This is a genomic window from Trinickia fusca (genome assembly GCF_003628145.1).
Classification (GTDB): Bacteria; Pseudomonadota; Gammaproteobacteria; order Burkholderiales; family Burkholderiaceae; genus Trinickia; species Trinickia fusca.
Genome location: NZ_RBZV01000001.1, coordinates 481,023 through 493,982 on the forward strand (window position 1 = coordinate 481,023; position 12,960 = coordinate 493,982).

7 protein-coding genes are annotated in these 12,960 nt (G+C 64.0%); 1 reads left to right on the forward strand and 6 read right to left on the reverse strand.

The window, feature by feature from the left end; all coding sequences use genetic code 11:
• Positions 1 to 138 precede the first annotated feature (138 nt).
• The 5 genes from D7S89_RS01925 to D7S89_RS01945 all read right to left on the reverse strand — a co-directional run bounded on the left by D7S89_RS01925 (position 139) and on the right by D7S89_RS01945 (position 8,515).
• Positions 139 to 957, reverse strand: coding sequence for an efflux RND transporter periplasmic adaptor subunit (locus tag D7S89_RS01925; RefSeq protein ID WP_121275083.1), 819 nt, complete (start codon positions 955 to 957; stop codon positions 139 to 141).
• A 261-nt stretch (positions 958 to 1,218) separates the two neighbouring features.
• The gene (locus D7S89_RS01930) at positions 1,219 to 3,192 is read right to left on the reverse strand and encodes a preprotein translocase subunit SecA (protein WP_121275084.1); all 1,974 of its coding nucleotides are present in this window, start codon (positions 3,190 to 3,192) and stop codon (positions 1,219 to 1,221) included.
• A complete protein-coding gene (locus D7S89_RS01935) occupies positions 3,185 to 5,329 on the reverse strand; it encodes a zinc metalloprotease (protein WP_121275086.1) in 2,145 nt (714 codons plus the stop codon). The genes D7S89_RS01930 and D7S89_RS01935 overlap by 8 nt, the downstream gene beginning before the upstream one ends.
• Before the next feature lies 1 nt (position 5,330).
• Entirely contained in the window at positions 5,331 to 6,890 is a 1,560-nt protein-coding gene (locus D7S89_RS01940; RefSeq protein WP_183085072.1) for a GAF domain-containing protein, read from the reverse strand.
• Between the two features lie 248 nt (positions 6,891 to 7,138).
• Positions 7,139 to 8,515, reverse strand: a complete 1,377-nt coding sequence (locus D7S89_RS01945) for a TolC family outer membrane protein (protein ID WP_183085073.1) — start codon at positions 8,513 to 8,515, stop codon at positions 7,139 to 7,141.
• Positions 8,516 to 8,669: 154 nt separating this feature from the next.
• On the opposite strand from D7S89_RS01945, the gene bamE reads away from it, so the two are divergent.
• Positions 8,670 to 8,975 carry an outer membrane protein assembly factor BamE domain-containing protein gene (gene bamE, locus D7S89_RS01950; protein WP_121275091.1) on the forward strand — a complete coding sequence of 102 codons (306 nt, stop codon included), beginning with the start codon at positions 8,670 to 8,672 and terminating at the stop codon, positions 8,973 to 8,975.
• 39 nt (positions 8,976 to 9,014) lie between these two features.
• Here the strand turns inward: bamE and tssM are convergent, their stop codons facing one another.
• Complete coding sequence (gene tssM / locus D7S89_RS01955; protein WP_121275092.1) at positions 9,015 to 12,950, reverse strand: type VI secretion system membrane subunit TssM; 3,936 nt, start codon at positions 12,948 to 12,950, stop codon at positions 9,015 to 9,017.
• Positions 12,951 to 12,960 lie beyond the last annotated feature (10 nt).

The window sequence follows — 12,960 nt, forward strand, 5'->3', positions numbered from 1 at the left end:
TTCCCCGTTGGTTGCCGCAGTGTGGGTTGGCTGCGGAAGGTTTGTTCTTGGTTTTCTTGCGGTCATGCCGGCGAAGGTCGGCATGACGGTCAGGCGAGCGCTAGTGCGGGTGCGTCGCCCAATGCGTTTTTTCGTTGTTCAGTTGCGCAGCGTGGCCTTGCACTTGACGCCCGCGGGCAAATCAAGTTTCGGATTGGGTAAATCCAGGAAGACCACGAAGGTGCCGCTGGCCGCGTCGACGATGCGGTCGACGCTGATGACCTTGGCGGAGTAAGGCGTGTTCGGCTCGACTTCGGAGATGACCGAAGCGGTCATGCCGATATGCGTGGTCCCGAAAGCGCGCAAGGGCAACACCATCCTGACGCGCAGCGGATTCAATTGGGCGACTTTCAGCACTGTGTGCTTGGTGGCGCCGGGTTCGACGATTTCGCCGGGCCACATCATCTGATCCACCACGACGCCGTCGAAAGGACTGCGGATGGTGCGCAGATTGAGCTGGCTCGTTTCGTGAACGTATTCGAGCCGTGAGACTTCGCGATTTTCCTTGGCTTCGGTCAGCTCGGCTTGGGCTTGTTTCAATTCCGACTCGGCGTCGTCACTGTCTTGCTTGGCCATTAAATGGGCGTCGGCCATCTCGCGACGACGGGCGAATTTGCGTTGCGAGAAGTCGATCTTGCTTTGCGCCAATTGGGTGGGGCCGGCCAATTGGGATTTGTAGCGCGCGAGATCGGCTGCCGCTTGTTCAGCGTGCGATTCCAGTGTGGCCAGTACCTGATTGTGTGTGACCTTGTCGCCGCGCTTGACGGTGACGCGCTCGATCTGGCCACCGACCGGCGTGCCGAGCTCCACGGTTTGGGTCGGCTCGATCAGGCATTCGTAAGTTTCCGCTGCGTGCGACAAAGCAGGGGAGGCCGCGAGCCAGCTACCCCATACGGCTGCGGTGATGAGCCACCGCATCCTTCTTTGTTTCTCTTGTTCTGCAAAAGCCAACCCCCGAAACATCCACTTCTCCCCGTGTCACGCGATCATGAGCATCGAACCATTCGATGTGATTTTTTCATGGCGCGCAATAAATTACTGTGTATTACTGTGTAAATGCGAGGAGAGAAACCGAGAGAGGGTACTAATTAGCTTTTTATTCGAAAGATTTTTGTAAATATTGCGCGCGGCGTCACTTAAATAGCGATGCGCATGAATTAGCAGGTGCTGATTTCACATTTATTTCATCGTCTTGCCGACGAATCCCAATGCGCGTCGCCATTGATCATCGCGTTGCATCGTATCCAGCCGCTGCTTGCGGTAATGGCGTTCCGCGCGGTTCTGCACCCACGGCACGATCCAGCGCAAGCTGCGTTGCTGCTTGCCGGCCATGACACGCAACAAAGCGCGCACTGGGGCGGGGGCGAAGCGGCGGAACAATTCATCGTCGATGCTGACGATAGCTTCGGTCGTGCCTGGATCGCCTTGACGCGCGCAACGGCCGAACAGCTGGCGATCCACCCGGGCGGATTCGTGGAATTCGGTAAGGATCACGTGCAGGCCGCCGGCGTTTCTGACTTCATCGACCAATTTGATATCGGTGCCGCGTCCGGCCATGTTGGTGGCGACCGTAATCTGCCCGGCTTGCCCGGCATGCGCCACCGCCTCCGCCTCGGTCTTGTCCTGGCGCGCGTTGAGCACCGTGTGCGCGAGGCCTACGTGCTCCAATTCCGCGCTCAGGCGTTCCGAGGCTTCCACGGAACGTGTGCCCACCAGCACGGCACGGCCTTGCGCCGCCCATTCACCGGCACGCCGGGCCACCGCGGCCCAGCGTTCTTCGGTATCTCGGCACAGCGAATCGGTCAGGCGTTTGCGCTTGCTCGGCTTGTGCGTGGGAATACGCGTGATGGACAGGTCGTAGCTGCGCTTGATCTCCGCGGCGACCTCCTGCGCGGTGCCGGTCATGCCGCAAAGATGCAGATAACGCCCGAAGAAGCGCTGATAGGTGATCTGCGCCAGCGTGCGGCGCTGGCCGGTGATCTCGCAGCCTTCCTTGGATTCGATCATCTGATGCAGGCCGCGTTCCCAGGTGCGGTCGGGCATCACGCGCCCGGTCGATTCGTCGACGATCTGCACTTTGTCTTCGGCCAGGATGTAATGCTGGTCGCGCTCGAAGCAGTACACCGCCGACAGCGCTTTTTGCGCGAATTCGTCACGCCAAAGCGCGGAGCGCCACAGGCCGCCGTAGTCGCGACTGAGTTCGCGCACGCGTTGTTTGCCGGTCGCGGTAAGCCAGATGTCGCGGTGGGTGCCGAGCTGGAAGTCCGCGCCGGCCTGCAGCGTGCGAGCGATGTCGATCGCCTGTGTATAGATCGCCGGATCGAGATCGTCGGGCAAGGTCTCGGAAATGATCAGCGGCGTGCTCGCCTCGTCGATCAGCACGCTGTCGGCTTCGTCGATGATCGCGATATGGAGGCCGCGCATGATCGGGGGTTCCGCATGCCGGCCGCCAGCCAGTTCGCGCAGTTGCTGCTGCGTGCGCGAGGCCTCGCCCAGCGCGATGCAGTCCTTCAGGTAATCGAAGGTGAGTTCTTTGTTGGAGACGTAGGTGATGTGGCAGGCATAGGCTTCGCGGCGCTTGGCGATGTCCATGTCTTGCAGCACGACGCCGATGCTCAGCTCCAGGAACGCGAACAGCGGCGCGTTGTGTTCGGCATCGCGTTCGGCGAGGTAGTCATTGACGGTGACGACGTGGACCGCGGCGCCGGTGATCGCCGCCGTGACGGCGGCGAGCGTGGCGGCGAGGGTCTTGCCTTCGCCGGTGGCCATTTCCGCCAGACGGCCTTGCATGAGGGCACGGCCGGCCAGCAATTGCACGTCGTGATGGCGCATGCCCAGCGTACGGCGCGAGGCTTCGCGAATCTGCGCGAAGGCCTGCGCCAGCAACGGATCGGTGAAGCCGTGACGATGCATCTGCTGCGCGATCTGATGGAGACGTTCGCGTAGCGCTTGGTCGCTGCAAGCGCGGGCTTCGTTTTCCAACGCGGCAGTGGCCTCCAGGAACGTTCTGGTGCGATCGAACCGCGGCAGTTGGCCGAACCATCCGCGCAGGCGCTCTTCCCACGCGGAGCGTGTGGGGTCGAGCCGTTCCAGATAGGGGCCGTCGCCGAGCGCCGCGTCGCGACCGGCCAGCAGGGCGCGGACGTCAGACATTGAAATGACTCAAGAACACTTGCCGCAGCCGCCGCCATCCTTGCTTGGCCAACGACTCCGATCCATGGGCAAACCGCACGTGCACGCGCTCGCCGAATGCCGGCGTCACGCCTTCGGGCAAGGCGAGGTCCACGATGAACACGCGCTGCAAGGTCTTGAGTCCATTCGGGTCATTGGGCTGCGTCGGCACCATGCCACCGGCATTGAGCCCCAGCGCCGCGGTGGGCAGCTCTTCGACACCGCCAGGAAAACTGCGCACGACTCGCGACGGATAAACCCGATCGAGCGCATCGCTGAGCCGCAGCTTCACACCGGTCAGGCGTTCGTGCACCAGTTCGATATCGTCCTGCTGGACCACCACGCGCACGATCAAGGCTTTTTCGCTCAATACATAGCCGAGCAGATCGCCTTTCTTGTAATAGCGGCCCGGCATGTCCTGCGGCGTGGCGGCCATCAAGCGGCCGTCGCTCTCCACGCTGCCCAAGAGCCGTTGCACACGCTCCTGAGCGCGTTGCAAGACCTCCTGCGCTTCCTGCAACTGGCGGCCGGAGACGGCGGCCTTGGCCGGATCGGTGAATTGCTCGGCGTCGTAGCGCGCTTTCGCTTGCGCGTATTTCGCGCGATCCACCGTCAGTTCGGCTTGCAACTGCGGATTGCTCAGCAGATAAACGGCCTGATTCGCTTGTACGGTGTGTTCCGGCGCCACCAGCCACTTCGTGAAGAAAGCGTTCTCGCGTGCATGCAACAAGGATTGGTCGGGCAGCCACACCACGCCGAGCGATTGCGTGTACAGCGGCACCGGTACGCAGAGCACCAGCAGCAGCAATGCACCGATCGCCACGAACGTGCGCTTCATGGCGCGCTCGCGGCAGCGCTGCAGCGATGGGGCGCTGCGCAAATGCTTCCAACCCTTGCGTAACGGCATGACGAACAGACCGATCGCACTCCAGCAGGCCATCGCCACGCCGAAGACGAAGAACTTGCCCGCCACCATAAAAATCACGGAGACCGTGACGGACGTGCGATAGCACCAGGCCAGCGGTGCATACCCGGTCAGCCAGCGCTGTTCGGCGAGTGTTTCCTCGGGCTTCACCGCATCGGTGGAACCGAAGGCGTAGCGATCGAGCAGATACGTCCACCAGGCCTGGCCGCGCTGCGCGAGGTTGGGGATTTCGATCAGGTCGCTGAGGATGTAGTAGCCGTCGTAGCGGAGCAGGGGATTGCCGTTCACGACCAAGGTGGAGACGCCGCCGATCACCATCACGTTGAAGGCCAGCGCGCGGACGACGCCGGGTTCGGCCAGCAGCCAGACGTATAAGGCGAGGGCGGCGAGCCCTATTTCCACCAGCATGCCGGCCGCCGCGACGAGGGCTCGGCGGTATTTGGACGGAAAGGCGGCCGACGCGGAGGCCTCCACATAAGGCACCGGTGCGAAGAGCAGAAACATCAGCCCCAGTTCGCGCACCGCGCCGCCCCAGCGCTTCACCGCGAAGCCGTGTCCCAGTTCGTGCAGCAACTTCACGACAGGATAGACGGCGAGCATCACCAGCAAATTGCTCGACGACAGCACGCGGTCGGAGAGGTTGTGCGTCAGGTCGTTCCAATGTTGCGCGGCGAGTACGGCGGCGGGCAGCACCACGCTCAGCCAGAGCAGGGCGCCGATTGGACCGAAGCACCAGGCCACATAGGGACTGAGTGCCGTCAGGAATCGATCGGGATTGAGCAAGGGCAGCTTCAGGCTCATCGGATTGAGCAGCCATTGCTTGATGATTTCCCGGCGCTTGCGGCGGTGACGGTCGAGCGTGTCGGCCGAATCGGGCGCGACGTCGGTTTGCAGCAGGTCGGCCGCGTGCAGTTGGGTGAGCAGGTCCACCACTTCCGGCTGCGTGCAGGCATCGCGCGATTCGGAGGCGTTGGCGCGCTCCCACAGCGTTTGCACCGTGGTGCGGCCGTCCATGCCGGCGATCAGCGCGTAGGCCGCCGTGGTGAGGCGATAGACGCGGCCGCCGGTCTGGTCTTGCACGACGTACCAGGGGCGGCCGCGGAAGATCACGCGTTGCACGGTGGCGTAAGGCATCAGCCGCGGTTTGAGCGCGGCGACGCTGTGCCAGGAAGGACTGAACGGGTTGCGTGCCACCTTACAGCCCCCAATTCCAGAGGCTCAGACGCAGCCAATCGAACAGGCTATGCAGCAACACCCAACCTAACTTGCGCCGCCCGACGCTGACCTTGCCTACGCCTTCCATGCCGGGCAGCAATGCCAGTGACTCGTGCTGCCGCCTGGCCTCCACGCGATAGAAATTCTTGCCATCCTGCACGGTAGCCACCGGCATGATCTTCGCCACGGTGAACGGCATCGGCTCGCCGGCGAGTCCGTTCATCACCAGCACGCCCGGCTGTCCTGCCTGGACCTCGTTGATATCGCGTTCGTCGATCTGCAGAATCAGGCGATAGCTGTGCAAGGGCGCAATCTCGAACAGCTTCTTGCCGGCCTCGACCGGCGCACCGATCTGTTGGCTGAGATCGCCGCTGACGACCACGCCGTCATAAGGGGCGCGGACCTTCGTCCGCGCCAGCTTGTCGTCGAGCAGGTCGAGCTGGGCTTGCGCCTCGTCACGCTGCGCGCCGACCACCTGGATCGCGGTCAGATCGTGCTCTGCCATCGCTTCGCGCAGCTTGTTCTCGTACTGATCGCGATCACTGGCCCATTTGGCGCGCTCCACCTGCAGGTCGTGGTCGTCCAGTTGCGCCAAGACCTCGCCCTTGGTGACGGTATCGCCCGCGCGCACGAATCCGGCCGCCAGAAAGCCCTCGAACGGTGCCGCGGCGACACGCTGGATTTCGCCTTCCGTCACCGTCTTGGCGGTGACGCGATACGACACCGGCAGCAAGACCAGCACTGCCAGCACAGCGAGGCTCACGGCACCCGCGACTTTCCACACCAGATGGCGTGGACCGAGCAGTGCGTCGAGAAAGCGCTGCGCTTCATCGCGCAGCCGTTGCAGCGAATTGCGTTCGGCATCGCGACGCTGCGCCACCACGGGGGCGAGCAGGGCGGCAAAGGTTTCCAGCCAGCGGCGTTCGGCATCGGTGAAGCGTCGATCGTCGCTGCGCTCCAGCGTCAGCATGGCAACGCACTGCGCCTGCTGCGCTATCGGCAGCGACAGCGCGCTGCTGGCGCCGGTACGCTGCAGCAGTGCAGTGTGCGCGCGATAGCTTTCGGGCGCTTCGCCGTGCGCTTCGATCGGTTGCGCCAGATCGCAGGCTTCGCCCATCGCCGCCAGATAGGCCTGCACCAGCGGCGAGGATGTTTCGAACATGGCCGCTTCGGACAAGGCGGCGAGGGTGACCTTGGCGTCGCGCACCAGGCCGATCGCGACGCGCGTGCACGCGAAGCGGCGGCGCAGTTCGTTGCAAAGCTCGAACAGCGCCTGCTGAAAGCGTGCATGCCGCAGCGTGGTGGCGACGGTTTCCAGGATGCTCAGCGAACGCTCGCTGGCTTCCAGTGCCGCATCGTGTTCGCGTTTGCCGAGCAGGTTGGTGAGCCAGGCGGTGCTCCAATGCAATTCGCGCAACAGGTTGGGCAAGGTGCCGTCGGCGAGACGCGTCTCCAGCACAATGGCGCCGGCGATGCGTTCGTGGACGGCGACGGGCGTGGCGATATGGTGGAGTTCCGGCTCGTCCTTCAGCGGCTGCACGACGATTTGCTTTTCGCCGATCGCACGCTGTACCGCATCGCCCATGCGCGCCATGTCGGTTTTCGCCTCGGGCCATACGGCGATCGGTACGAAGCTCTTGCCGTCGTTGGATTCCACCAGGACCGCGGCTTGCGTCACGCCAGGGCACTTTTCGCAGAGCAGCGCCAGCCATGCATCGCAGAACGCCGCGGCGCTGTTGGCTGTGACGAAACGCTCCCACGGGCCGGCGTTTTCGGCAGGCAAGGCACTCATCGCTTGGCTTCCTGCTTTTGCGCGACGAAGCAGGCATCCAATTCGTCGACGTCGGTGATGCTGAGCTCGCCCAGCGTGGCTTTCAGCTTGAGGTAGGACACGAGCTGCTGATAGTTGCCCTTCCACATGTCGCGGCGTGCGCCGGCCATCTGCTGCCGCGCGGCGAGGATGTCGGCTTCGGTTTTCAAGCCTTTCTCGGTGCCCTGAGTTGCAGCGGCCAACGTCTTTTCGGCGGACGCCACCGCAATATGCGCCGCGCGCGCCTTGGCCTGGCCGGCACGCCAGCCATAGAACGCATCCTTGACGTTGAGGATCGCCTGGCGACGGGCGGCTTCCATGTCGTCGCGCGCCTTGTCGCGCATCGCCAAGGCTTCGGTCACCTTGGCCGATTGCGTGCCGCCCGAATAAAGCGGGATGTTCAATTGCAGACCTATCGTCGATGTGCGAATGTTGTAGCCGGCCTGGCCGGGGAAATTGCCCACCGCCTGCGCGTTCTGGCCGTAGCTCGCGACCAGGTCCAGTGTGGGCTGATGGCCGGCCTCCTGCTTGGCGATCTCTTCGTCGGCGGCCGTGATGGCGCGTGCAGCGGCGAGCACGGCAGGGCTGCGCGTCGTGATCTGTGCCAGCCACGCATCGAGATCGTCGCCGATCAACTCCGGTAGTTCGGCGTCGTCCTTGTAGTAAGGCTGTTGCAGGTCTTCGGCCGGCCCGACCCATTGCTCCACTGCGGCGAGCTTGGTCGACATGTCCAGCTCGGCAGAAGCCTCGTCGGCACTGGCCTCTTCGTATTTGGCATGCGCTTCCTCCGCCTGGGGTTCGCCTTGTACGCCCAGCGCTTGCGCGCGTTGCGCGATCTCCCATTGGGCACGCAACGCGTCGCGCTGTGCGGTGGTGAAGGCCACTTCGTCGCGTGCCTGCATCAGGTCGAACCACGCGGTGGCGAGCTTGACGTAGAGCTGCTGCTCGGTGTCCTCGAGCTGGTACTCGGCTTGTTGGGCGGCTTCGTGCGCCTGGCGCAGCGCGGCGTTGTTGGCGGCGTGCCAGATCGGTTGGGTAAGACTCAGTTGATTGCTGTCGGCGTGATAGCGATCGTGCATCGTGGGCGTGTCGTCGCCCACGGTGTCGTAGCGACGCCGATTGCCATTGGTGCTGGCGGTGGCCGTGATCTGAGGCAGCATGGCGCCGAACGCCTGGCGTGTCCGGGCGTTGGACGCTTCCACATTGGCCATGGCCGCGAGATAGCCCGGTTCACTCTCGTGCGCAATCGCGAACAACTCGCCGAGCGATGTCACCGGCGTGGTTGCGTAGGCGGGCAGGGCAAGCAGTGAGGTGATGCAGAGGGCCAGCGCGCTTGTCGTTCTCGAGTACCCCATCATTGCACGTGGTCTTTTTATATTTTGACCCCATATTCTACATGGCGCCCGGGGCTATCCCGTTCCATGACCGGAAACTTGCGCTATGATCCCGCGCCGAAACCGCGCCGCAGGCGTGGTGTCTCCAGTCTCAAAGGGACTTATGAAACGAATCATGGGAGCGGCCGTACTGGCGGCCGCAGTCGCAGGCTGCCAAACCACCGGCCAACTCATCACCCGCCTCGATCCTGGCAGTAGCCGTGACACCGTGCTCGACGTACTCGGTCGACCCGATGCCATGCGCACGGTCGGCGATTTCGAGGCCTTTACCTATCTCGCGCGTAAGCGCACGCGTCTGTCGCTCGGGAATACCGATTACACGGTGATCCTGAAGGACGGTCATGTCGTGGAATTCGGGCCGGGCCTCCCGCAGCGAGAAGGACTGCACAACGTGGTGATCGCGCAGCCCGTGGAGCGCTGAGCCGCTCGGAGAAATAGCGGCGGCTTCGGATTCGCCGCCTTATTTTTCTCGTTTTGCAGGGGGCAATCCCGGCGGCAATCCTGGGGGGGCTCCCGTGTCCGCCAGATTGAACATCGGCATCGAGCCGGGACACTTGAACGTCTTCAGCACGTCGCTGGTCAGTGGGTTGGCGACGCTGCCCGTACTGTCGATGTCGAGTACCGCTTTGCGGCCATCGAAGTCGAGCGCGACGCGGGTGCGCCCGGGCGTTGCCGTTTCGATCACGTGCCCTTTCTGCAACAGGCGCAGCAGCGCCCAGGGGCCGTCCTTCGACACGGTCGACGTGTCAGGCCGGATACGCGGATTCGCGGTGATCTCCACATGCGCGCCCCCGCGCGGCCCTGGCCAGCTCACTTTGAACGGAGCAACGGGACCGTGCTGGTAGAGCGTCGTCTGTCCGTCGACATCGATCATCAGGCTCGTGATCGTAGGATCCAATTCGGGAATCCGGATGTCGGTCTTCCACGCCAACTGCTTCTGTCCGGGATCGCCGAAGAAGATATCGCGGATCGCCTTGGCATGCTCGAAGGGTTCGAGATCCGGGCCTTGCACGGGTTCCGTCGCGCCGGGCAGCGTCTTGTAGCGCCATGGTTTCGTGGAGGTGTCGACGAACGGCGCCAGTGACTTGGTGAAGAAGTCGTCGATGATGCCGCCCTGCGCGAACACCCGCGTGAAGTCGTCGATGCCGATGTCGCGTTGGCTGTCGGCGGCAAACGGATAGTTGCCTTCGATCGTGAGACGACAGGCGTCGCCGACCTGCGCTTGCAGCTGCCGGGACAGCAGTTGGCCGATGCCTCGGTTGACCTCTCGCGAGCCCTGCGCCGCGAGGTCGAGCAACACCGCGCGAAAAGGCACCGGCATCGTGTCCGCCGTCATCTTCAGTTTCGCCGCCGTATCGCTTGCCGGCGGCATGCTGTTGTTGGAAAGGGCATCGTCCGCGACGGTCAGTGCCGTGTAGTAGTCGTTCAGCAGGTTCGCCACGCTGTCGAGGCCGGTCTTGCCCGCCTGCGGGGCGGCGGGTTGTGCCGCTGTCTGCGCTTGCGCGCTGCCCGTCACCACTTCGCGCAACGCCGCGAAATGATCGTCGACGAGCTCGCGCTCGACGCGCTCCTCGGCACGAATGCCGAGTGTTTTGTCCGCAGCCTGGCTCAACCGGTCAGAGGCCTTTTGCAGGAACGAATGATCTTCCTCGGAGACGGGTTGCGTGAGTGTCGTTTCACGCACCGCTGCGTGGGCGAGACGGACGAGCGGCGAATCGGGTGCCGCGAAGCTGCGCAGCACCAGCAAGTTGAATGCGAGGCTCGTGCCGGTCACCGTGCGGATGTCGCCGAGAAAGTCATCCCATTGCTGCGCGTATTCCATCAGGTATCGCCGACGGATGGCTTCACTGAGGGGATCGATGCTACCCGTCAGCCCATTCGCCATGGCCGCCGTTTTTTTTTGAGCCTCTCCCGGATAGCTGCGGCCCATGACCCACGCGTCATCCATGCGTGCGACCTGCACGAATTCGCTCAAGCGCTTGTCGAACACGAGCCGATAGCCGTCGAACGTGAAGAGGCCCGGCACGCCGCGCGAAAGCGGCGCGCCGCTCGCGCGCGTGAAGACCGTTCCGGCTTGCGGGCCGACCGCGCGCTCGAGCGTGAACTCGTCCGGCGCTTCTTTCTGCATGGCGGCCTTGGCACGTTCGTAGAGCCGCTCAGTGGCATTGCTGCCGCCGAGAAAATCACGTGCCTGCTGGATCAGTGCGTCATTGCGGATCAGCGGGGACTGCACGATACGCTCGCCGGAGAACAACTGCTCGAGGTGGGCGATCATCGACGCGCGGCCACCGAAGATCGCGGCGCTGTCGGTGTGGGCCCAGTCGTCGAGCACCCACGCCTCGACTTGCGGGGCGTCGAACTTTGCCTTGTCGTACAGCATCAGGTAGACGCGCAGGGCATCGTAGGCGGCCTTCGGATCCTTGTTGGCGATCGCCTGCGAGAGGACGGTTTCAATGCGCTTCACGATCTGCGGCAGCAGCAGGTTGTCTTCCAGTGCATCGTAGGTGCGACGGCTTTCGGCCACGATGCCGGGCGGCGTGTACAGGCCAAAGCGCCAGCCGCTGTCCGGGGCCGACAGGTCGAGCCCCGGGTAGGTGGGCAGATAGCGCGCTTCGGTCAGCGTGTCGGGCACGGCTTCGGGTTTGGGCGTCTTGTACAGCTGACCGACCCGGGAGGCGAGCGCCGCGCTCTTGTGCCCGATCGCGTCCAGATAATCGCCGTTGTTGCCCATGCTGACGCGCAAGCCGATCGCGAGCCACACGAACAGCCACAACGCCAGCGCGTGACCGATCAGCGAGAGCGTGCGCGAGCGGTACTCCCATCGCAGATTGGGCTGTACCAGCGAGGCGTCCGGAACCACGATCTTCGTCAACAGGTCGTGGAGAAAGAAGCTATGGTTGCCTTCGTGCCGGGGCGCGAGCGCGGGCACGAGCGGCACGTGTCCGATGGCGGCCGCGAGGCGCTGCACCACGGTGCGTCTTTCCACCACGACATCGCTTCCGGTTTGGGCGGCGCTCGTGAAATACACGCCGCGCAGCGTCGAGTGGCGCTGCGTGTCGTCGTAGCGCGAATCGAGAAACACATCGTCGATCAGTTCGACGAGCGCGTGCGTCAGCACGAGGAACTCTTCGGCAAAGGCGGCCAGCGTGCGGCGCTTCGGCGTATCGTGCTCCTCGAGCAGGCGCGTATTGACACCGGCGGCGAGCCTCTCGGTCAGTTGTCCCAGTTCTTCGGCGCAGCGGGCACGAATCCCTTCGCTTGCAATGGTCTCCGTGCTGTATGGGAGCGTGAAACCCCATGTCTGGGCGCGGCCTTCCGTGGTCAGCGAGCTGAAGTATTCGTTGAAGCCCGACAACCGGTCCGTCTTCGTGATCAGCAGGTAGATGGGGAAGCGGATGCCGAGCTCCGTGCGCAGATCGGCAAGCCGCGCGCGCAATGCGGCGGCTTCGGCGTGACGCGCATCGTCGTCGGCGCTCGTCAGTACGGCCACGTCGACGGTGAGCAGCGCGCCGTTGATCGGCGAACGAGGACGGTGCTTGCGCAGCATGCGCAGAAAGCCGAGCCACTCGGCCTGGTCGACGATCTGCCGCCAGGGGCTCTCCTTGGCTTGCGCAGGTGGTTGCGGTAACGCATACCGCGACGTGCCGTGACGCGTGTAATGGCCCGCCGTGTCGATCAGCACCGCGGAGTTGGTCAGCCACCAGTCGACGGACTCGCTCTGGTTCGCCAGGATGCTCGTCGCCCGTTGCATCTGCGCGGCCACGGGGAATGACAGTCCGGCGTTGAGCAGCGCGCTGGTCTTGCCCGAGGCGCCCGAGCCGAGCGTGAGGTACCACGGCAATTCATAGAGATAGCGCTTGCCCTGGAAGAGACGCGCGAGACCGTGGGCGCCCGTGCGCATCGCCTTCAGGCGCGCCAGCGCGCCGGCGACCACCGCATGGACCTTGGCCAGCTGGCTGGCTGCGGGCGATGGCTGCCGCTTGCCGCCGAACTCGAGCAGGCTTTTCAGAAAATCCGGGTCCGTGCGCATCTTGTGCAGGAGCCGGAGCGCCAGGTAGATCAGGAACACGGTGAGCACGGCTGCGATCGCGATGGCGCGCACGGATTCCGACACGAAGGGGGTGGCGCTGCCGAACGCAAGCAGCGGTGACGCGTACCAGATCAGCAGACACAGTAGCGCGACGAACACGGCGCTGGTCGACCAACCCGCGAGCCATAGCAGGACGCCCGCCAGCAGTAGCGCGATCACGAGGATTCGCATGCCGGTGCTCGCGAGCGGCTTGAGGCCGCCGAACGAGACGAACGGACCCACGAACCAGATCAGCAGCGCGACGAGCAGCAGCGCGAGGAAGGAAAGGAACTGGCGCGACACCAGAAAGGACAGGAACTTGTTCACGTCTGGGCCT

Bases quoted from the DNA above. Each gene is read 5' to 3' on its own strand.
- D7S89_RS01930 (WP_121275084.1), bottom strand. From the start codon at position 3,192: ATGTCTGACGTCCGCGCCCTGCTGGCCGGTCGCGACGCGGCGCTCGGC.
- D7S89_RS01925 (WP_121275083.1), bottom strand. From the start codon at position 957: ATGCGGTGGCTCATCACCGCAGCCGTATGGGGTAGCTGGCTCGCGGCC.
- D7S89_RS01945 (WP_183085073.1), bottom strand. From the start codon at position 8,515: ATGGGGTACTCGAGAACGACAAGCGCGCTGGCCCTCTGCATCACCTCA.
- bamE (WP_121275091.1), top strand. From the start codon at position 8,670: ATGGGAGCGGCCGTACTGGCGGCCGCAGTCGCAGGCTGCCAAACCACC.